Origin of the sequence: Bacillus sp. UNC437CL72CviS29 (assembly GCF_000482345.1) — a bacterium.
GTDB lineage: Bacteria > Bacillota > Bacilli > Bacillales > Bacillaceae_G > Bacillus_A > Bacillus_A arachidis.
This window is the reverse complement of sequence record NZ_AXVB01000004.1, coordinates 406,632-428,742: the sequence shown is the minus strand read 5'-3', so window position 1 is coordinate 428,742 and position 22,111 is coordinate 406,632. Positions and strand designations below refer to the sequence as shown.

Annotated in this window: 20 protein-coding genes and 1 pseudogene; 15 read left to right on the top strand and 6 right to left on the bottom strand. The window is 34.7% G+C overall.

What is annotated here, in order from left to right:
• Positions 1–194: 194 nt before the first annotated feature.
• The 7 genes from M014_RS0105110 to M014_RS0105075 all read left to right on the top strand — a co-directional run bounded on the left by M014_RS0105110 (position 195) and on the right by M014_RS0105075 (position 5,150).
• On the top strand, positions 195–689 hold the full coding sequence (locus M014_RS0105110; protein WP_026590755.1) for an Lrp/AsnC family transcriptional regulator: 495 nt from the start codon (positions 195–197) through the stop codon (positions 687–689).
• 133 nt (positions 690–822) lie between these two features.
• Entirely contained in the window at positions 823–1,278 is a 456-nt protein-coding gene (locus M014_RS0105105) for an N-acetyltransferase (RefSeq protein ID WP_026590754.1), read from the top strand.
• A gap of 184 nt (positions 1,279–1,462) precedes the next feature.
• Positions 1,463–2,041 carry a TetR family transcriptional regulator gene (locus M014_RS0105100; protein ID WP_026590753.1) on the top strand — a complete coding sequence of 193 codons (579 nt, stop codon included), beginning with the start codon at positions 1,463–1,465 and terminating at the stop codon, positions 2,039–2,041.
• 79 nt (positions 2,042–2,120) lie between these two features.
• Complete coding sequence (locus M014_RS0105095; RefSeq protein ID WP_026590752.1) at positions 2,121–2,477, top strand: DMT family transporter; 357 nt, start codon at positions 2,121–2,123, stop codon at positions 2,475–2,477.
• Between the two features lie 2 nt (positions 2,478–2,479).
• Positions 2,480–2,794 carry a DMT family transporter gene (locus M014_RS0105090; RefSeq protein ID WP_026590751.1) on the top strand — a complete coding sequence of 105 codons (315 nt, stop codon included), beginning with the start codon at positions 2,480–2,482 and terminating at the stop codon, positions 2,792–2,794.
• 280 nt (positions 2,795–3,074) lie between these two features.
• Positions 3,075–3,653, top strand: a complete 579-nt coding sequence (locus M014_RS0105085) for a TetR family transcriptional regulator (protein WP_026590750.1) — start codon at positions 3,075–3,077, stop codon at positions 3,651–3,653.
• Positions 3,654–3,947: 294 nt separating this feature from the next.
• Positions 3,948–5,150 (top strand): MFS transporter, encoded by a 1,203-nt coding sequence (locus tag M014_RS0105075; RefSeq protein ID WP_026590749.1) that lies wholly within the window; start codon positions 3,948–3,950, stop codon positions 5,148–5,150.
• Between the two features lie 565 nt (positions 5,151–5,715).
• On the opposite strand, the gene M014_RS0105070 is transcribed toward M014_RS0105075, so the two are convergent.
• Complete coding sequence (locus M014_RS0105070) at positions 5,716–6,054, bottom strand: winged helix-turn-helix transcriptional regulator (RefSeq protein ID WP_026590748.1); 339 nt, start codon at positions 6,052–6,054, stop codon at positions 5,716–5,718.
• A 169-nt stretch (positions 6,055–6,223) separates the two neighbouring features.
• Here M014_RS0105070 and M014_RS0105065 point away from each other — a divergent pair, with 169 nt between their 5' ends.
• Complete coding sequence (locus M014_RS0105065) at positions 6,224–6,802, top strand: ester cyclase (RefSeq protein WP_035414570.1); 579 nt, start codon at positions 6,224–6,226, stop codon at positions 6,800–6,802.
• A 52-nt stretch (positions 6,803–6,854) separates the two neighbouring features.
• Positions 6,855–7,409, top strand: a complete 555-nt coding sequence (locus tag M014_RS0105060) for an NAD(P)H-dependent oxidoreductase (protein ID WP_026590746.1) — start codon at positions 6,855–6,857, stop codon at positions 7,407–7,409.
• A 262-nt stretch (positions 7,410–7,671) separates the two neighbouring features.
• On the opposite strand, the gene M014_RS0105055 is transcribed toward M014_RS0105060, so the two are convergent.
• Entirely contained in the window at positions 7,672–9,423 is a 1,752-nt protein-coding gene (locus M014_RS0105055) for an SgrR family transcriptional regulator (RefSeq protein ID WP_026590745.1), read from the bottom strand.
• Positions 9,424–9,530: 107 nt separating this feature from the next.
• On the opposite strand from M014_RS0105055, the gene M014_RS0105050 reads away from it, so the two are divergent.
• The gene (locus M014_RS0105050; protein WP_026590744.1) at positions 9,531–10,790 is read left to right on the top strand and encodes an MDR family MFS transporter; all 1,260 of its coding nucleotides are present in this window, start codon (positions 9,531–9,533) and stop codon (positions 10,788–10,790) included.
• Positions 10,791–10,833: 43 nt separating this feature from the next.
• On the opposite strand, the gene M014_RS0105045 is transcribed toward M014_RS0105050, so the two are convergent.
• The gene (locus M014_RS0105045) at positions 10,834–11,049 is read right to left on the bottom strand and encodes a hypothetical protein (protein ID WP_026590743.1); all 216 of its coding nucleotides are present in this window, start codon (positions 11,047–11,049) and stop codon (positions 10,834–10,836) included.
• A gap of 236 nt (positions 11,050–11,285) precedes the next feature.
• Between M014_RS0105045 and M014_RS29910 the strand changes: the two genes are divergently transcribed.
• The 5 genes and pseudogenes from M014_RS29910 to M014_RS0105020 all read left to right on the top strand — a co-directional run bounded on the left by M014_RS29910 (position 11,286) and on the right by M014_RS0105020 (position 18,007).
• On the top strand, positions 11,286–12,308 hold the full coding sequence (locus tag M014_RS29910; RefSeq protein ID WP_231503901.1) for a DUF5667 domain-containing protein: 1,023 nt from the start codon (positions 11,286–11,288) through the stop codon (positions 12,306–12,308).
• Positions 12,309–12,386: 78 nt separating this feature from the next.
• The gene (gene sigI / locus M014_RS0105035) at positions 12,387–13,109 is read left to right on the top strand and encodes an RNA polymerase sigma factor SigI (protein ID WP_026590742.1); all 723 of its coding nucleotides are present in this window, start codon (positions 12,387–12,389) and stop codon (positions 13,107–13,109) included.
• Positions 13,102–14,340 (top strand): anti-sigma factor domain-containing protein, encoded by a 1,239-nt coding sequence (locus tag M014_RS0105030; RefSeq protein ID WP_026590741.1) that lies wholly within the window; start codon positions 13,102–13,104, stop codon positions 14,338–14,340. Before sigI ends, M014_RS0105030 begins: the two co-directional genes overlap by 8 nt.
• Positions 14,336–14,518 (top strand): annotated as a pseudogene (locus M014_RS29905) (IS6 family transposase); the annotation flags it as partial. The gene M014_RS0105030 and the pseudogene M014_RS29905, both read left to right, overlap by 5 nt.
• A 135-nt stretch (positions 14,519–14,653) precedes the next feature.
• A complete protein-coding gene (locus M014_RS0105020) occupies positions 14,654–18,007 on the top strand; it encodes a glycosyltransferase (protein WP_026590739.1) in 3,354 nt (1,117 codons plus the stop codon).
• 239 nt (positions 18,008–18,246) lie between these two features.
• Here the strand turns inward: M014_RS0105020 and M014_RS0105015 are convergent, their stop codons facing one another.
• From M014_RS0105015 to M014_RS0105005, 3 genes are all read right to left on the bottom strand, one after another.
• Entirely contained in the window at positions 18,247–18,723 is a 477-nt protein-coding gene (locus tag M014_RS0105015) for a hypothetical protein (protein WP_026590738.1), read from the bottom strand.
• A 693-nt stretch (positions 18,724–19,416) separates the two neighbouring features.
• The gene (locus M014_RS0105010) at positions 19,417–20,622 is read right to left on the bottom strand and encodes an ABC transporter permease (protein ID WP_026590737.1); all 1,206 of its coding nucleotides are present in this window, start codon (positions 20,620–20,622) and stop codon (positions 19,417–19,419) included.
• 68 nt (positions 20,623–20,690) lie between these two features.
• Positions 20,691–22,106, bottom strand: a complete 1,416-nt coding sequence (locus M014_RS0105005) for an amino acid permease (protein ID WP_026590736.1) — start codon at positions 22,104–22,106, stop codon at positions 20,691–20,693.
• Positions 22,107–22,111 lie beyond the last annotated feature (5 nt).

Here is a 22,111-nt window from a genome sequence, read left to right as displayed (position 1 = left end):
CCTTTGTAAAAGTGAGAATGAATTGTAAATAATTTTAGCATTTTTCTTTGTTATCTAATACATTCTTTTGTATAATGGTGAAAATTCAATAAAATGTTTTGTTAAATGGTATAATTACGAAACTTTATTTAATTTTACTGAGATTATTATACATTTTTCCGAAGAATCGTCGGTAAGAAAAAAGGGGGATTTTTATGGAGGCATCTATTATTAAAGTGTTAGATGATTTGGACGTACAAATTTTAGATATTTTACAAAAGGAGTCACAGGTAAGTAATGCCGAACTTGCACGTCGTGTTAATTTATCACCAGCTGCAATGCATGCAAGAATAAAGAGGTTAGAAGGGGAAGGCTTCATCGATAAACAAGTTGCCATTTTAAACCAGGAAAAGCTTGGATTCGATTTATTATGCTTTATTTTTATGAGCACAAATATTCATCAATCTGAAAAACTTGAAGTACTGGAAAGGGAACTGGAATCTATGCCGGAAGTATTGGAATGTCATTGTTTAACAGGGGAGTATGATTACTTACTAAAGGTCGCAAACAGAGATCGTAAGGAACTTGAGCGTTTTATTAGAAAGTTAAATAAGCTTGGAATTACAAAGATACAAACGAGCTTAGCGCTTCGTGAAATTAAGTATTCTACAGTATTACCGATAAGAAATTCGAAAACAAGTACTGAATGAGAGCGGTACTTGTTTTTATATGTAAAATTCAGAATAATAATTGACGTGAGTAAGGAGTGGGTGTATTATTATATAAATTTATGAATTAATATACATAAAAAGGTTATAAATATTTAATTTAAGGGGATCAATTATGCAAATATGTAACGCGATTACAAGTGATGTGAAAGATATATATAACTTAATTGAAGTATATTCGAAGGAGGGAGTTGTTCTTCCACGTTCTCTTTTATCTTTGTATCAACACTTGCAAAGTTTGTATGTTGTAAAAGAAGAAGGGAAAATTTTAGGGGTTGCTGGATTACATGTTTTAGGAGAAGACCTTGCAGAAATACGCTCATTAATCGTATCAGATACATATGCAGGTAAAGGGTTAGGACGTATGTTAGTCAATCATGTAGTGAGTGAGGCTTCTAAAATAAAGGTAAGAAGAGTTATTTCCTTAACGTATGAAACTACATTTTTTCAGAAGTGTGGTTTTGATTTTGTTGATAAGAAGTTGTTACCTGAAAAAGTGTGGGTGGATTGTAGACATTGTCCGAAATTTGATTGTTGTGATGAAGTTGCGATGATTCGGTATGTGGTGTGAATGTTAGAGCGTATGGGGCACATACTCAGCGAGAACGTATCACTATTGAGTATGTGTTGTTTCTATAAGTCTAGCTACGAACAAAAAGAGGTATAAAAAATAAAAATGGATGATTGACATTTTATAAATCATTCATGTAGAATATATATGAATGACATTCAGTCATTTTTGTGAAAGGGTGTAGATAATGTCCAAAAAAGAAAAAATTGTATACGCTGCTATCGAATGTTTTAGGGAAAAAGGAATTGAAAAAACAAAGATTTCAGATATCGTGAAATCTGCTGGTATCGCTCAAGGAACCTTCTATTTATATTTTTCGTCAAAACTATCTGTAGTGCCTGCAATAGCAGAAGTTATGATTGAGAAGATGATACGTGCAGTTGAAGAAAAAACAAAAAATAGCTCTTCTTTCTTCGAGACATTTTCGCAAATCGTAGATGCAATTTTTGATTTTACAAAGGAACATTACGAAATACAGGCATTAATATATCTTGGTTTAGCATCAACTGAACATATAAAAAAGTGGGAGAGTGTATATCAACCTCTTTACATTTGGATAAAACGCTTTTTAGAAGAAGCGAAGGAAGCTAATGTGGTACGGAATTCTATTCATGTTGAAAGAACGTCAAAACTTTTTATTGCTTTAGTTGAATCAGCAGCAGAACAAATTTATTTATATGATCATGTAAAAGAGGAGGAAGCTAATTTACAAAAAGCTGAAATTTTGGATTTTTTAACACATGCATTGCATATAAGAAAATAAATATCCATTGGTTGTAACATAATGGATAAATTTTTTTAAAGAAAAATGAATGATAGTCAGTCATAAAGGGTGGTAATTTATGAAAAATAAAGCTTGGTTATATGTAATATTAACATGTATTTTTGAAGTGTTTTGGGTGTTTGGTTTTAATACTGCACACGCATGGTGGCATTGGATGATAATTGTAGGAATCATTATGGTTGATTTCCAAATGCTGTCTAAAGCGTGTGAACATCTTGCGACAGGAACAGTATATGCTGTTTTTGCCGGAGCTGGAACTGTAGGAACTTTCTTGATGGACGTTTTTCTTTTTGGAGGAAGTTTTAGTCTAGGAAAATTATTCTTTATAGTTATGATAGTAGCTGGCGTTATTGGCTTGAAGTTAGCTGATAACAAAGAAGCAAAACAAGAAGAAGTTATGAAAGGAGCTGCTTAAGGATGGGATGGATTTTCGTCTTTTGTGCCGCAATTAGTGAAATGATTGGTGTAATCGGTCTTAAAATGTATAGTAAAGATAAATCAGTAACAAATGGCGTCATTTATATAGGTGGATTTGCTATTTCTTTTGCATTCTTATACACATCCTTCCTATTTTTACAGGTAAGTGTTGCCTATGCAGTTTGGATTGGTATAGGAACAGCGGGCGCCGTCTTGTTAAATATGTTCCTATTTGGAGAATCAAAAAGTAAGGCACGAATTATCAGTGTGGCTCTTATTGTATGCGGAGTTACGGGATTAAAGGCCCTTTCTTAAAGAGGGGAAATATATGTATGATTTTATCTCCTAATAGAACAATCTTCTAAGTTCTATCAGGAGATTTTTTCATGGAGAGATAAAGGTGAATCATCTAGGGTGTGCCTCTCTTTAATATTTCTATCAAAATCGTAATAACCGCTTTTATAATTTGATTCAGCCACCCAAAAAACAGTATATTAGAAAAATTCACATTAGATTCGGCTCTATTGTTGACAGTACAATAAAATTTCATATAGAATGAATGACAGTCGTTCTATACGTGTGTGAAAGGACTCAGATAATGAATAAAAAAGAGAAAATTGTTTATGCAGCTATTGAAGTGTTCCAGGAAAAAGGGGTTGAAAAAACAAAGATCTCTGACATTGTAAAATTGGCTGGCATTGCCCAGGGGACTTTCTATTTGTATTTTCCTTCTAAATTATCTGTTATGCCTGCAATTGCAGAAGTTATGGTTGAAAAGATGATACATGCAGTAAAAGAAAAGGTACAAAATAATGAACCTTTTTCAAAGAAAGTTATGCAAGTGATAGATGCTGTTTTTGACTTTATAGAGGAAAATCGTGAAATACAAGCATTAATGTATGCTGGTCTTGCGTCCACTGAACATATAAAAGAATGGGAAGCTGTATATCAGCCTCTTTATATGTGGTTAAGTCAATTCTTAAGTGAAGCAAAAGATTTAGGCGTAATTCGTAATTCTATTCATGTGGAAAGAACTGCAAAGTTATGTATCGCTCTTGTTGAATCCGCAGCAGAGCAAGTTTATTTATATGATCATAAACAGGACGATCAGGTCAATCTTCAGAAAGCTGAAGTACTAGACTTTTTAACACATGCATTGGATATTCGTGAATAAGCTGTTAGGTGAATCCATTTATAGCAAAGAGATGGATTCACTTCACCTGAAATGAATGAAAATCAGTCATTTCAGGGCAGAGATTTTATGAAAAAGAAAGGCATAGGTAAATACGATAAGTAAATTTCATTCTTCCATCCATATGGAAGATATAATGTTTCAGCAATCAGTGATTTTGTTGTATCCCGTTATTTGTAGGGGGTGGGAAGAATTTTCGCTAACAAAAACCCTCGTGGATATCATTAGCGGGAAGGATTTCACATCAATGATTTTTACAGAAAGAGGTGTTGATAAATGAAGAAATCAATAAAAGAACAAAAGATGGTATTAATCATTCTTCTTAGTAATATATTCATTGCATTTCTCGGAATTGGTCTCATTATCCCGGTTATGCCGTCATTTATGAATATTATGCAATTATCAGGAAAAACGATGGGATATCTTGTTGCCGTATTTGCAGTGGCGCAATTACTGATGTCGCCATTAACAGGGCGCTGGGTCGATCGTTATGGCAGGAAGAAAATTATCATAATTGGATTATTTCTTTTTGGTATTTCAGAACTTATCTTTGGTTTGGGAACGCATGTATCGGTCCTTTATATATCAAGGATGTTAGGAGGAATTAGTGCTGCCTTTATTATGCCTGGTGTTACGGCATATGTTGCAGATATTACATCTGTTCAAGAACGGCCAAAAGCGATGGGATATCTTTCTGCTGCCATCAGTACTGGTTTTATTATTGGGCCTGGCATCGGCGGGTTTATTGCAGAATATGGTATACGCGTGCCTTTCTTTTTTGCGGCAACCATTGCCTTTATTGCATGCGTTTCTTCCATATTTATTCTGAAAGAACCGTTAACAGCACAGCAGCTAGCAGAAATTTCTGCTAGTACGAAGCAATCAAACTTTATGAGAGATTTAAAAAAGTCCCTAAGTCCGGTATACTTTATCGCATTTGTTATTGTATTTGTACTTGCTTTCGGTTTATCAGCATATGAAACTGTTTTTAGTCTGTTTTCTGATCATAAATTTGGTTTCACACCGAAGGATATTGCTACCATTATTACAATAAGCTCAATCTTTGGTGTTGTTGTACAGGTATTTTTATTTGGAAAGCTAGTAGATATACTTGGTGAAAAAATGTTGATTCAATTATGTTTGATTACAGGTGCAATATTAGCTATCGTATCTACATTAGTTTCTAATTTTTGGGTAGTACTGGCTGTAACGTGTTTTATCTTTCTTGCATTCGATTTACTTCGCCCGGCATTAACAACATTTTTATCAAAATCAGCTGGGAAAGAGCAAGGCTTTGTTGCTGGGATGAACTCAACTTATACAAGTTTAGGTAATATCGTTGGACCGGCTATGGGGGGAATACTATTTGATGTAAACATTCATTACCCGTACCTTTTCTCTGCTCTTATTATGGCTATTGGTCTTGGTATTACATTCATGTGGAAAGAAAAACAGTTGGCAGAAAGTTTAGCGAAATAATGAAAAATAAGTAAAGTGAATTTTGAAATATAGCCTGAAAATAAGCAAAATGCCCCTTAGAACTTGAAGGGGGATTTTGTGAAATTATAGGGGTTCTGGAATGGATTTTCATTTTTTAACATGGTGATAGATTGATAATAAGAGCTAAAAATGATATAGAGAGGAAGTAAAAACATGGATTGCTTTGCCAGATTCAATCTTAAAATATAAAACGATTTCATAATTACTCTTTTCCAGAATGCTATTCAAATCAAAAAACATCTCTTGTTTTTTGATTTGAATTTATAATTTCGATTATAAATTCGAATGTTTTGTATCTAGCAATTAAGCATTCCTATCAATCAAAGATAAATAACAAAGGAGATTGACCGCCGCATATTTGTGTATAGGCTGTCATCTCCTTTTTATTTTATCTCACTATGCGGGCAGTAATACTCCCACCTCAAAATTCAGCTAAAGCATTGTCCAGTGCCAGTGGCTAGAATGTTCGGTGGGAGATAAACTGCCCGTAAAAGCCCGATTGGTGAGGGCTAATAATCAGTGGGTGATGAAGAAATCTCCTACTTTATAAAGTGAGCCCAAAGCGCTTTAATTCGATAAAAATACCTTCCAATTGTTTCCCTTTATCCGTGAGAGTATATTCCACTCGGGGAGGAACCTCAGGATATACCGTTCTCGTTACAATACCTTGACTTTCTAATTCTTTAAGGCGAAGTGAAAGTGTTTTTGGGCTGATACCATCCATTGATTTTAGTAGATCACTAAATCGCAATGTTCCTTCAATAAGAAGATCACGAATAATTAAAAATGTCCATTTTGTTCCAATTGCGTCGAGTGTTTTTGCAATAGGACAAGGTATACCAGGTGAACCTTTCGTTAATACAATCGGATCTATATTGCTCATGGAAATAGCCTCCATAAAATTTTTTTGAATTGATTTGCTTTATAGTATCACAAAACTATCCTTTTAGTAACTATATGTAAAAAATATCACTACTTCCAAAAGGGAAATTACTACATATAAAATAGCATTAGGAACCACAAATGATTTCTAAACTAAGGGGGTGACTATAATGAAAATGAAAAATGGAACAAAAAAGGTATGGTGGTCATTTAGTTTCCTTGTAATTTGCATTGTCATAATCGGTACTGTGTTTACTGCATGCAGTAATACAAAAACGTCTACTTCTAAAAGTGAAATTCAGTTGTTGAAAGACATGCCAGAACCTAAGACAATGACAATCGATCCTTCATTAAGTCAAAAAGAAGCTACAGCAATGATTCATGCAGCCCAACGTTTTTATGCATTTTGGGATACTGGCAATGCGGATCTTATTCCACAAACCGTTACAGAGAAATTCTTTGATAATACGTTGCCAAAAGGACGCCCGCAAGGTCCCGAAGGCTTAGCATTTGCTGCAAAAAACTTTCGTAAAGTTGTTCCGGATATACATTGCGCAATCGAGGATTTATTAGTGGTTGGTGATAAGGTTACAGCTCGTTTATCCTTTACAGGAACACATAATGGAAAGCCAATTAACTTTCTTGCAATAGATATTTTGCGCATTAAGGATGGGAAAATTACTGAAGACTGGCATTTAGAAGATAATCTTACTCTTATGCAACAACTTGGAGTAGTAGCTGAGAATTAAATAATAGAGAATGTAAATATAAAATTCAATAAAGATAAAGGAGAGAAACACGATGAAAAACATATTAATCATAAATGGTCATCAAAAATATAGTGCAGACGGAGGGAAATTAAATCAAACATTGGTTGATCACATGGTCAGCTTACTAAGTGAAAAGAATCATGTGAAAACAACGATTATCCAAGATGGATACAATATTAAGGAAGAACAACAAAAATTTTTGTGGGCAGATATTATAATCTATCAAACGCCAATCTATTGGTTTAGTGTTCCGGGGTTATTTAAAACGTATATGGATGAAGTCTATGAGTATGGTTTGTTTTTTAAAGGGGCAGATCAATATGGCACAGGAGGATTACTAACAGAGAAACAATATATGTTTTCTACTACATGGAATGCAACCAAGAAAGCATTTCAAGATCCTTCGCAATTTTTTGAGGGTGAGAATTTAGAAGAAGCAATCAGTCACTTGCACCGAGTGCAGAAATTTATTGGCATGAAACCTTTAAAGAGTTTTGCGTGCTATGATGTAGTCAAAAACCCTAACATTGATACGTTTTTAGAAGAACTTGAAATGCATTTAAAAGAAGTGGTAAACATTTTCTGAATTTTAGAAATAAATAGCTAGTAAAACCTCAATCTTCAAATTGAGGTTTTACGGTTATGCAAGTTATTCATATTATATAAATGCGGATTGAAAGATCGACATAAAACCATTTCTTTTAAGAGGGGAAGGGGACCGATCATTTAGCCCCATGTCATGTGAAAACAGAAGGAGAAAATGAGTGAAGAACTTCTTTTGTTTTCATAAATGCGACTTATATGTCGGAAATATAACATGGATATATAAATAGTTAATTAATTTGATTTCAATACTCTTTAGCTGATTCCGTAGGATGAATCCAGAGCTTTGAAAAATCGGTCCAACCAAAAGAGTCAATTGTTACGTTTTTCAAAGAAGAGGGATATGTTTTCTTCTTAAAAACATGATAATTAAATAGAACAATATATTCTGTTTGAAGAAAATCTTCAATCTCATACATAAGTTTATAGCGCTTTTCTTTATTCTCTTCTGCTAAGAACGTATCTAGTAAACAATCAATCTGCTTTTTGTAGTGGGAATGCATAAATCGATTAATAAAGCAGCTTTTACTTTTAAATATATTGAGAAAAGCTATTTCTATATCTGAATTCAAAACTTCTCCCATTAAAATAATATCTGCGTGTTGATCAATAGAACGATCCGAGTAGTCTGAGACTGGAAAAGGGTGCAATTCCACTTGTATGCCTAAGGCTTGGCAACGTTCTTTTAGCCAGATGGCATCACGGGCACTATCTTTAAAGGAGAAGAAATACATATGTATAGTTTCACCTTGATAGGTACTCTTCTGTAAGTAATATTTAGCCTTCTGTAAAGAATAGAATTGTTTTTCTGCTATCCGACTTCTCTCTGGAAAGAAGCTGAATGCGGGAATTGTGCGCGTTCCTTGTAAATCGCGAATAATCGATTCAACATCATATAGCTCTCTCCAAGCTTTTCGAAAATAAATATCATGATGGGGACCGGGTTTTGTAAAGTTGAATGCAGCATATATACAGCCGGTTTCTTCTATTTGTACTTCGTGTTCTTTTGTATGTTCAGTATTTGGCAGTTCATAATGTGTATGTATTTGTGCATGTTCCGGAATCCGCCAAAATTCAATACGATCAAGTAAAGCACGTTCTTTAAAATAATCGGCAAATGCTTCTAATATAACTTGATCATCATCATAACAATGTAATTGAAATGCGCCTGTCCCGATATAATGATGATTCTGTATTTCTGCATCATGAGGTAGAATAGCTAATTGTATTGAACTTACATAATGTAGGAAAAACAAGTTTGGCTTTCGCAAATGAAAGCTTACTTGAAATGGTGATGGTGTTCCAATCTGTACAATCTCTTCTGTTAGCCAAGCGTAGGGAGAGTGAACACACCGTAGTCTTTCAAATGAAAATTGAACATCTTTAGAAGATAAAATGGTTCCATTATGAAATTGAACGCCTTTGCGTAAATGAAAAGTCCATGTAAGTTGATCATCACTCACTTCCCAAGTATGAGCGAGATGTGGCTCAATTTCTTCTGTGGCGTAGTTGTAAACAACTAACGTATCAAAAATTTGACTAATGAGGTGACCCTCTGTTGTGACAGCTGCAAATGCTGGATCAAGCGGTAATATCTTTCTCGAACAAGGTATCTTTAACACGTCATACATATCGTTTAAAGGTCTGTATCCAAAATGTTGTTGTAGTTTGTCTTCTAAACCTTTTCGAAGGGAAATAGGAAACGGTTCTTTCAAAAGAAGAAATACTTCCTTTAATTTATCTTGTTGTAATAGGAATTCGGCATAGGGAATAACTATTTCTGAAATGGTATGGTGAAAGAGAATTTCACTTTTATTTCCTCGTCCACGTCCTGGTATCCACGTAATTAACTTTTCTTCAGTCATTTTTCTAAGTACAATTTTCACGTTTTTTGTACTGCAGTATAAAATATCGGCTAGTTCTTGCAAACTATTATGTATGTACTGTTTTTCTGGATCATGCAATCGTAGTTGAATATAGTAGTCCATCACTTTCATGTTTAAACGACTCCTTCTTTCTAAAAGGGGAAATTCTTTAGAATATTCTAACCTTTTTCTCCCTTTTTTTCAAAGTAAAATGAATACACATAAGGGGGAGAGAACAAATGGGATTTTGGAGCATGCATCGGAATATAAAAATTAGAATTATAACTTCATTTTTAACACGTACGGTATCAACGATGATTTTCCCGTTTATGGCAATTTATTTTTCAGTAAAGCTCGGAAGTGCTCTTGCAGGCGTTTTATTATTAGTGAACGTAATGGCAGCGCTAATTATCGGGCTTTATGGCGGTTATATTGGAGATCGATTAGGGCGAAAAAAGGTTATGGTTATAGGACAAGTGATACAAGTTGTTTCAATTGCTTGTATGGGAATTGCAAATTCAGATTATGTAGATTCACCTTGGCTTACTTTCGTGTTTATGTTAATGAATAACCTTGGTTCAGGGCTTATGAACCCGGCGACAGAGGCGATGTTAATTGATGTGAGTACACCAGAGAATAGAAAGGTAATGTACAGTATCAATTATTGGGCAATCAACTTGTCTATTGCGATTGGAGCGATATTTGGAGGGTTATTATTTGAACACTATCGCTTTCAACTGTTTGTCGTATTAACAGTAGTAGCATTACTGACATTGTATTTGATTACAGCATATATGGAAGAAGTATATGTTACTCAGCAAAAGACAAAACAGAAGCATGTTTTAAAAGAAATGGCTGAAAATTACAAGGTTGTTATGACAGACAGGGCATTTTTGATATTTTGTTTGGCAAGTATATGTACGTTATCGTTAGAATTTCAGATCAATAATTATTTAGGTGTACGCTTGCAAAAAGAATTTGAAACGATGCACTTTGCATTTGGCAACGATATTCGTTTTGATCTAACAGGTATCCGCATGCTAAGTTGGATTTCCGCAGAGAATACGATTTTGATTGTTTTATTTTCAGCGCTTGTGATTAAAATGATGAAACGTTTTAATGACTTGAAAATTCTATATGTTGGCTTGTTTATCTATACAGTTGGATTTACAATACTTGGATCGAGTAATAGTTTGTGGATTTTATTAATAGCAGGGCTTTTTCAAACGGTTGGTGAGATGATGTATGTGCCGGTTCGTCAATCCATTATGGCAGACATGGTACCAGATAATGCGAGAAGTTCTTATATGGCGATTAACGGAATGGTTTTTCAAGTAGCCAAAATGAATGGCGCATTAGGCATTATGCTAGGTTCTTTTATAGCATCATGGGGAATGAGCTTCGTTTATTTTCTAGTGGGTGTAAGTAGTATTTTATTATTTAGAAAAGCAATTAGTAGGACAGAATACGGTGAAGAAAACATACCTCATATAGGATAAGGAAATATATAAAAAGCGAATCGTTTTTATAATGATTCGCTTTTTATATTCCATTAAAAAAAACGTCTGCTTCAGCTAATGTATTGCTAGTGCCTGGGTTCATTAAAAGGTTCTTCAGTTCACCTACTTCAGAGAGTGTGACAATGGTATAACCACTAATTAATACAATGAGTCCAATGACCATTAATGTTTGCAAACTAATATTTCTTTGGTTTTCCTCAGAGTTACTTGGGGGCGTTAAAGTTTGAGTGTTGTTCATCGTAGGGCTCCCATCTTTTATATATGTGATCAAACATTTTTGCACCAGAACTGAGATAAAATGAATGCGAGTATTTTTACATATGAATCTATGGAAAAATTGATGAAATTGTCAGTTTTTTATTTTTGAAAAAATTATTTATCTATTTTTATAAAAAAATATTTTTTTGACCCCCATAAAATTTTTCTTTCCTCCGAATATATATAGTGAGGAAAGTAAATGGGGGAAAAATCATTATGAAAAAAACACTGTTAAAAGGCACTATGGTAACTATGATGGCATGCAGCCTGTTTCTGATGGGAACAGCAGCGTATGCTAGCGAAAACACAGATGCGATAAAAACAACGGAAACAGAAAAAACATCTTTAGTACAAGGTGACGTTTTTTATTTTGTGAAAACTATGGTTGAAGATATTAAAATGGCTCTTGCGACAAACGATTTAGAGAAAGCGAAGCTATTGTCTGAGCAAGCCGCAGAACGAATTACTGAAGCAAGTGTACTAATTGAAAAAGGAAAAGGAAATCTTACACAAGATACATTAGAAAAAGCGGCGGAAGACTTAGAAAAAGCAGATAAGCTTTCTGGCGAAGAGAAAGCAGAAACAGAAAAATCTGCTGACGAAGAAGAAAAAGAAGCAGCGAAAGTAAAAGTGCACATCGGAAACAACATCGAAGCATTAGCAAAAGTGCTAGATCAAGTGAAAAATCCGAAAGCAAAAGCCGCAATTACCAAAAATATAGAGAAGAGTTTTTCAAAGATTGCAGCTAAAATAGAGAAAGAGCAAGAAAAACAAGCGGACGCTATTGCAAAAGAAAACAAGAAATCAGATCAAAATACAGAAGTAACTCCAGCACAACCAGAACAAGTAACGCAACCAGAACAAGTAACACAACCAGAACAAGTAACGCAACCAGCACAAGCAACACAACCAGCAAAACCAGCACAACCGGCAAAACCAGCGCAACCGGCACAGCCAGCAAAACCAGCGCAACCAGCAAAACCAGCAAAACCAGCGCAACCAGCGCAACCAGCGCAACCAGCAAAACCAGCAAAACCAGCACAACCGGCACAGCCAGCAAAACCGGCGCAACCAGCACAGCCAGCGCAACCAGCACATAAACCGGCTATTTCTCATGAGAAGCATGAGCAATCAAACCAAAAGGGTCAAACAGAAAAGAATGATCATCAAGACAACGGTAAAAAGGTCGGTCACGAAAAGCATGAAGAACAGAAAGAGGACAAGCACAAAGAAAAGTAGTAAGAAAATGTGGTAAAATGGTCACTTTTTTAGTGACCATTTTGCTATTTGAAGCAAAAGGAGGGAGGGGGATTACTAGTGTTGAGTTTAGTGATGAAGATCATAAACAAACCGACCATAGAAGATATCGTATTTAACATACAAAACAACGGAGGAGATAAGGAAGCTTTTATCGCACAGTATCGGCCTTTTATTCGAAAATCAATCTCGTCTGTCTGCTGCCGGTATATTACGGAGCAGGATGATGAATATAGCATTGGATTGTTTGCGTTTAATCAAGCAATTGAACAGTATTCATATAAAAAAGGAAAATCTTTTCTAGCGTTTGCTGAGCTTCTTATAAAAAGAGATGTAATTGACTATATACGCAAGGAGTCTAAGCATAATCTCGTCTTTTTAAAAGAAGACCAGCAAGAGGAAATGGTAGAAATGCAGGTATCGCTTACGGAGTATATGAAAGAGATGGAAAACAGAAACCGTAAGGAGGAAATTCTTCATTTTCAAATTGTGCTAGCTGAGTTTAAAATCACATTTTCAGAGCTTGCTAAGGAATCTCCAAAGCATCGTGATACGCGTGAGCACTTAATAGAAATTGTAAAGATTATTATAAAAGAAGAGAAAATGATGGAAGAGCTGTTCCGAAAGAAAAAGTTACCGCTTAAACACATTGAACCGCGTGTTAGGGCAAGTCGGAAAACGTTGGAGCGGCATAGAAAATACATTATTGCAATGTGTATTATCTTTGCAAACAACTATACATATATTCTTGATTATATAAGAGGGGGGAAGCATGATGAATAAAGGGATTGTGATGGATATAAAAAAACGTAGCGTAGTTGTTTTAACTCCGGATGGAGAGTTTATTACGTTTAAAAGAAAATCGCACTCTTATATGATTGGAGAGGAAATCTCGTTTAACGAACAAGAACAAAGAGTACCGCGTTTTTCAATCCCTTCTTTTTTAAAGCCCGTATCATTACTTGTTGCTTGTTTTCTATGTGTGTTTCTGTTTTTCTACTACCAACCGGAAGAAAAAGCATTCGCTTATGTCTCAATTGATATTAATCCAAGTTTAGAGGCAAGCGTAACAAAGGATCTTCGTGTTATAGATTTGCGAGCTTGTAATGATGATGGAAAGCGCATTTTAAAAGAAATGAAACGATGGAAAAATAAACCTTTGCAAGACGTAGTACGTACCATTGTAAAGCAAAGTCAAGAGGATGGATACTTAACGAATGACAAGCAAGTTATGCTAACAGCTGTTACAAAGGACAAGTCGCTAGAACCCCAGTTGGAAAAGGCTATGCAAGAATTAAAGAAAGAGTATGAGACAAAACATGTTACAGTCGTATATCAAAGCAGTACGATGCAAGTGCGAGAGAATGCAAAGAAAGCAGGAGTCAGCACAGGCGTCTATATAAAGCAAGAGAATGAGAAGAAGAAATCGCTTACTCCTCCTGCACCGCCGTCTAATCAGGAGGAACACCCTCAGGAGAGACATTCGCAACCAAAGTCATCATCCGATGCATCAGCGGATTTGTCTCCTGTAAAAGAAGAAAGATTTGAGAAGCAAGAGCAAATAGAACAAAAGCAATCCCAGGAACAGCAACCCCAGCAATCAAAAGGAAATAATGGGCATCAGCAAGAAAACAACGGTAAAGAGTCTAAACAAGAAAGTAAAGAGTCTCAGCAAGAAAACAACGGTAAAGGACATAAACAAGAAAATAAAGAGTCTCAGCAAGAAAACAACGGTAAAGGACATAAACAAGAAAATAAAGAGTCTCAACAAGAAAACAACGGTAAAGGGTATAAACAAGAAAATAAAGAGTCTCAGCAAGAAAACAACGGTAAAGGATATAAACAAGAAAATAAAGAGCCTCAGCAAGAAAACAACGGTAAAGGATATAAACAAGAAAATAAAGAGTCTCAGCAAGAAAATAAAGGCAATATAAACGCAAATAACGGGCATAAAAAAGAGGACAAAAACGTTCCTGCCACGCAACATCAGGGGAAAGAAAAGAAAAATCCATAGAATATTGAAGAATAGGGTTCGTTCCATGTTAGGATTGAAATCATTTCGTACAGCAACCTTGATTTTGAGAGGTATCGAAGCCATGCATATGATGAAAAAAGGGAAACTTCACCAAAGGGTGAAATCTGCCCAAAATGAGGTTGAAGTCATTCATAGGTTATTTGGATTCGTCGTTTGATCTCAATGTTAACAGGAAATTACTGTTCTATATTCCTATTAAGCTATTTTCGCACCAAAACCCTAGAAGGTCTATCTATTAAAATAGTTTGCGTTTGTATTCAGAATAAAAAGAAAAGGAGTATGTAAAAAAATAATGGAGAAAAAAATTCAACAAGAGACAGATAAATCAAAACCCGTTTTTTATGATCCTAAAGGAAGAAGAAAAATAGCTTTCAGTTGGTTTCTATGTATCTCAATAGTTAGCGTAAGTATTGTATTTTATTTTTTCTTTCGAAGTATTTTTTCAACACCAGAAATTCCAAATATGAATCCTTCTGTGAAGCAAGATACTAAACTTGTACCTATTAATCAAAAACTCAGCGACCAGCAGTTAAAGAAGGAAGAATTCAAATCTCCTAATACCGAAATAAAGAATAATAAAAATTTAGAAAAGTTAACAGACAATGGCGAACAACCTAAAGAAGTTTATGGTTTTTATGTAAACTGGGATGAAAATAGTACTGCTTCTTTAAAAGAAAATATCGATTCATTAACCATGTTAGTACCAGAGTGGTATCACTTAAAAGCAAACTTAACAATTAGTAGTGAGATTAAACCTGAGATTGTACAGTTGGCAAAAAAAAATCATGTGAAAATTATGCCTTTACTTACTAACTATACTCAAGAAGCTTCTGGTCCTGATAGTAAACTTGTTCATAAGTTACTGAATGCTCCAGATAATGTACAGACAAAGTTTATTAATGATTTAGTAAAGCGAATTGAAGAGAATCAATTTGCGGGTATTAATATTGACTTTGAGTCAATACCTGAAGGTGATAGAGATAAATTAACAAATTTCATGAAAGAACTTACTACGGTCTTTCACAAACATCATTTGCTCGTAACTCAAGATGTCCCTGCTAATGATAAGGCCTTTGATTATGATGCATTAGCTAAAGTAATAGATCGTATGATTGTCATGATGTATGACGAACACTATGGGGCAGGGAAACCAGGACCAATTGCTTCAAATAAATGGTTTGAACATACGCTCAATGAACTAGACATTCCCTCTGAGAAACTTATCGTTGCTTTCGGTAATTATGGATATGATTGGGAAGTAAAGAGTAAAGCACCTGCGAAGTCTTTAACTTTCTCAGAAGTTATGACAATGGCTCATGATTCAAATATAAAAATTCAATGGGATAAGATTAGTGGAAACCCTTATTTTCGATATAAAAAAGGAGCGAAAGAACATACTGCTTGGTTCTTAGATAGTGTTACTCTTTATAATCAAGTAAAAATCGCAATGAACAACAATGCAAAGGGGTTTGCATTATGGAGACTAGGATCAGAAGATCCTACTGTATGGAAAGCTTTAAAAGATCCTATTGAAGTACAAAAAAATCCTGATGCATTACATAAAATCGCTAGTTTAGATGAAGTAAATTATTCTGGGCAAGGCGAAATTTTACAGATTGAGAATGAAAGACAAAATGGATTAAGAGATTTTAAAGTAGGCAAAGAAGGTTATCTTACAGATGAAGTGTATCAATCACTACCATCTGCATATCAAGTGCAGCGCTATGGAAAACCAAAAGGAAAACAAGTAGTACTAACATTTGATGATGGACCAGATCCTAAATACACACCGGAAATTCTAGATATATTAAAAGAGAATAAAGTAAAAGCAGCCTTTTTTGTACTTGGTGAAAACGCTCAACTAAATCCTAGTCTTGTTAAAAGAATATACGATGAAGGGCATGGAATTGGCAATCATACCTTCAAGCATCCTAACGTAGCTGATACGTCTTTACTACGAACAAAAGTAGAACTGAATACAACTCAGCGCCTGATTCAGGAAATAACTGGACATTCTACGGTTTTATTTAGGCCACCATATGAAGCAGATGCTAACCCGGATTCATCAAATGAAATATTGCCTATTTTGCGTGCACAAAATATGAATTATACAATGGTGGCAGAAAAAGTTGATCCTGAGGACTGGGCGACGCCATCAACAAATGAATTGGTAAAGCGTGCTCTTAATCCCATTTATAAGGGGGAGGGAAATGTTGTTCTTCTCCATGATGCAGGAGGGAATCGTACTCATACGGTAGAGGCGCTGCCAATGATTATTAAAGACCTTAAAAAGCATGGATATAGTTTTGTAACAATTTCAGATTTAATGGGCAAAGAACGAGATGAAGTTATGCCTCCCGTTTCTTCTGAGGGTAAGCAATATTTACTTTACAATAAAGCTGTTTTTTCTGGAGCGGGATATGCTAAGCACATATTAACAACTATTTTTTATATTGCTATTGGATTAGGTATTTTCCGATTCCTATTTTTAATTTATTTTGCATTCAAGCAAAAAAGGAAAACAAGGTCCCGTTTATTTACTAATTCGTCTTATCAGCCTTCCGTTAGTGTTGTGATAGCGGCATATAATGAAGAGAAGGTTATAGCCAAGACGATCCGCTCAATTTTGGATAGTGATTATAGAGATTTTGAAGTTATTGTTGTTGATGACGGCTCGAAAGATGATACGTCAAAAGTAATTCAAGAAGCATTCCATAAACATCCTAAAGTTCGTTTAATTCAGAAGGAAAACGGTGGGAAATCATCCGCGATGAATTTAGGATTTCAAAAATCACGAGGAGAAATCATTGTCACTTTAGATGCGGATACTATTATTGCGCAAGATGCTATTTCGCTAATGATTAGACACTTTGAAGATCATAATGTAGCGGCAGTTTCAGGCAATGTCAAAGTGGGAAATAGACGGAATTTGTTAACTACTTGGCAACATGTTGAATACATTACAGGATTTAATTTAGAACGCAGAGCCTTTGATGAATTGGATTGTATCACGGTAGTTCCTGGAGCTATTGGGGCATGGCGTAAAAAGAATGTAGTTGAATCTGGATATTTAAGCGAAGATACACTTGCAGAAGATACGGATCTTACTATAACATTTTTACGTCAAGGGCATCGAATTGTATATGAAGAAGAAGCGTATGCTTATACGGAGTCGCCTGAAGATGTGAAAAGTCTCATTAAACAGCGATATCGTTGGTCGTATGGTACACTGCAATGTCTTTGGAAACATCGAAAGGCGTTGTTTAATCCAAAGCATAAAACATTAGGGTTTGTTGCATTACCTAATATGTGGCTATTTCAATATGTTCTGCAATTCATTGCTCCTTTAGCAGATATATTAATGATTATGGGGCTATTTGGTAGCAATCCTCTAAAAGTTTTAGGATTTTATCTTGTGTTCTTTGTAATGGATCTTCTCGCTTCTCTTTTCGCATTTAAATTAGAGAAAGAGAATCCTAAACCATTAGCGTGGTTAATTTTACAACGTTTTATTTATCGTCAATTTATGACTTATGTTGTAATTAAATCTGTCTTTTCATCTATTCGAGGAGTAGCTGTGGGATGGAATAAATTGAAGAGAATGGGAAGTGTTGAGCACTCCTCTAAACATAATGAGGCATCATAAGAGAGCAGATAATCTGCTCTCTTTTTTTACTAGTAGCTTCTTGATTTGAATAACAATAGCTATGAATGATGTGGAACGAAAAATGCAAGTGGTAGAAAAAGAGAGAACGGGAAAATATGCTTTCTTCGTCTGGCGATATTAATCTTCATCACAATTTCCAAGTCCAAACAATAACCCAAATAAATGCACAAGATAGAATCCGAAAATCAGCTTCACAAATGTGAATATTTACTAAAATTCTATTTTTTGTACACATTACCATTTAGAATATTCTTGCATTTTCTAATGTCTCGTTTGATTTGCTGATTTTCAAAAAAATAAACCTCTGTACCTGACCAAATAAAAACCCAACACACAATGCTTAATACTCCTGCAATATAGGCATGATTGTTTGAAAGCTTCAAGAATATCACCCCAATAATAATACCAATCACAAACAAAACAATAGCCTTTTTGACATTTCTAGCATATGTATATTCCTCTTCGTTCAAAAGGTTAGAAAAAGTGTTAAATGTGGCAGTCTTCAATGACTTTTCATCAAAATCATTCTGACCTGAAAAAAATATTTCTACTTCTTTTCTTTTGCCACTGTGTAGCTTTGACAAAATAAAATCTTCAAGGTCAGAGCTTAGGTGAACATCATCTGAGCTATAATATCTTGAAAACGGAGTATCAGTTTCATCTAAATAGATATTTATACTTAATTCATCTTTCATGTTAACCCTCCTTTAAATCTAATTTACTAGTTGAAAGTCAACCTTTTATCAGTATGGTCAAGATAGCAACAATTCTTACGAAAACAGCGTTGTAAAAAGAGAAAGTCAATTCAAAAGAAATAAGAAACTAGCAATATAACCAATACAGTTAAGCAACCAGCCTAGGTGGTTATGGTGATTGGCGTATTGTGTGTTGTGTCATTTATTATCGCAGTGTAGCGTGAGCATTGTGAATTTTTATTACATTATGGTAATTCCTAAAAAAAATATTTGATTCCATAATATATAAATGTAACAATTGTAACTGTCTTCTTTTAAAAATTTTATTTGAAGAACACGAGCCGAAAAAGAACTCATCTTCTAATGAGTTCTTTTTTTCGTTTATATAAAATAAAATGAAGCAGATATTTTAGTGTGTCTATAGGTTCTATAAACAATTTTATCGAGGGTAACTGTTTTGGCTAGGACCGAAACAGGAGAATCCCCCACCTCAAGCGCGTGTAGAGGTAGGTGGGGTAGTTCAATAAATTGAAGATACATCATCCTAGGTACATATCTTCTAGAGTTAGTTTTGCTATTTAATGAGTGTTTCATTAGTTATGTTATATAGATACTTTCTTTAATGTACTTATTTTACTTCTCCTAATCTATTTAATTGTTGAAAATATAAAAACAGAATACACAATCATTCATTTAAATTTCCGATGAAGAAATTCGTTTTTTTGTTTTTGGTACGATAATAAATTTAATAAAAAATATGCTGACTATAACAGTTGAAAGGATAGGTAAAAACTGCTGTAGTGAAGCGAATATAATAATAGAAAATACCGCTAGCTGAACGACTGCTAATGAAAATAAAAGAATAAGAAATTGACGCACCCTCTCTTCAGATGCAATCGGATATAATGCCACAATAGTATTTCCTGAAAAATATTTCCACAAGGAACGCAGTTGCATCGAGGTCATATATAAGAGACAACAAGTAATAGCGCCTTTTACAAATATATTTGGTACGAAATATAAAGTAAAAGAACCAATGGCAGTTAATCGAATGTATATTCCAAAATAATCATTTGCACGTAAGAATGATAAAGTGTTCAAATATAAAAAAGTAGATTGGTTTTTATGTAATATAGGTTCTATCCAATTTGTTAGCCATTTTCTTTTCTTTACTTGTTTTTTCAGCTGCGGAACATCAGTGAAAAAGCTTGCAAATTGGTAAAAGTGCATGTCCATTTTTTCTTCTTGTTCAATGATATACTCCCAGTTAATTCGTTTTGTTGGTTGTTTTACTGTATAAATAAGTATAAAGGCTGGAAGCAAGAGAACAGCACCGAATAGAACGACTGATACGGACTGAAAGAGCATATAAAGAATCAGTGCGTTACAAGTGAATCGAATGATGAACCAGATTTGGCTGTTATATTGATCACGCCATATCCAATTGATATACAGGTTCCAACCTTTTATTAACATTAAAATGAAAAAGATCGTACATAAGAATGGAACAGGTGTCTGTAATGTTTGTATTGCCAACGGTGTAATGATTAGAAACGTAAATAGTAATGGGAAAAGCTGTATGGCGTAATTATAGAAAAGAGATTGTTTGAAATAAGGTGTTAATTTCTCTTCAAGTGCCAGTAAATAGACAGCGTCAGGCTTTTGGATAAAAGTACGGATCTTACATCTCGTTATAACGATTGTAAGTACAGTTGTGATGAGTAATAATGAGATTCCTTTAGAAGGAGCTGTTTTTAAAAACTTGGCGTAATAATAAGCACCGATACACGAGATAAAGATGAAGCTATACAATAAACCACTAATCATCCGGAAAAAATACATTATGCTGTTTTGAAGATGTTTTTGAAAGCGATCGCTCCATAGCGTTTCAATTGACATGTTTTTCACCTCTATCATCTATTATAAAGGTTTCTTTCTTGTACCAAAATAAAAACGAACAAATTGCTTTAAGCAACTTGTTCGTTTTTATTTCTTTTTTGATCACGATTCATTAATGGATAAAAGGCGAAACCAATTACAAATAAGCCAATTCCAAGAAGGAATGTTTTTATATCTGAGGATCCCGTTTTAATAACCCATAGTGCATAGCAAAGGGCAATGAATGCGACAATACCATCTATAATTCGTGAGCTCATTTCATTTTTATACGTTTCACCAGTTACAACAAGTTTTAATTGGAAGATCGGTGAAACGAGATAAGGGATTAAGTAGGCTAAGGTTGAGACAGTAATAACGAATGTATAGGCCTCAGCAATTGTCCCTGATAATGTTGAGAATAAGAATACTTGTGACATAATGTTTGTTAATCGTAATGAGTAAATAGGACTTCCTTTTTTATTTGTTTTTGCAAAGAAGGAAGGGAAGAACCCCTCTTTTGCCGCTTGATACGGTACTTCTGAGCTTAATAAAATCCAGCCTAAGATAGAGCCGAATAGGGAAGTAAGGGCAAGGAGTGCCATTAATTTCCCACCGCCATGACCCATTGCAGCATTTAATGCATCAGCTAATGGACGTTCAGAAGTTTGTAGTTTATCAATGTGAAGAACACCCATTGTTAAAATTGTAATTCCTAAATAAATGGCAACAGTTATTAATAAGCCAGCTACAGTAGCATGTTTTACCGTTTTTGGCGATTTCGCACGGTTTGATAAAAGAACGGCTGATTCAATACCGATAAATGCCCAAAGTGTTGTAAGGGCAGCTAAATTTACTTGTGAAAGTAGTCCATGTGACACGCCTTCTTTATCAATCATTGGTGTGTACCATTGTCCAAATTTAGAAGCTTGAAATGCAAACAAAGTAACAACGATAAATAGAAGGAATCCAGTCACCTTTGTTGTTGTTGCTAGGAAGTTTAATTTCCCGGCTCCGTTTACACCGTTTGTTAAAATCATATGTGTTCCCCATAGTAAGCAAGAACAGATGCAGAATGTAATCAGTTTTCCAACTTCCACATCGAAAGAGCCGATTGAAAATAAGATACGTGTATCTTTCATAATAGGGAAGAAGAGTGATAAATAACCTGCAAAAGATGTAATAATAGCAACATTACTTGCCCAGTTTGCGACCCAGTAGCCCCAAACTATGCTGAAACCAGCCATTTTTTTCTTTTTTGGTGATGAGAATAAAGCATATGCATGACTTTGTGGTCCTGTTGTTAAATCAGGACGACGAATTGCCAAATTACCGAAAACAAGAGCTAGCATTAAAACACCAAATCCTGTTGTTAACCAAGCTAATGTAACACCGAGTGGGCTTGCTGTTTGTGCTAATGTACTAGGCACCATGAAAATACCGGCGCCAACCATATTGCCGACAACAAATGCTGTCAGTACCCAAAAGCCCCATTTTTTTTGTTGCATAAAAG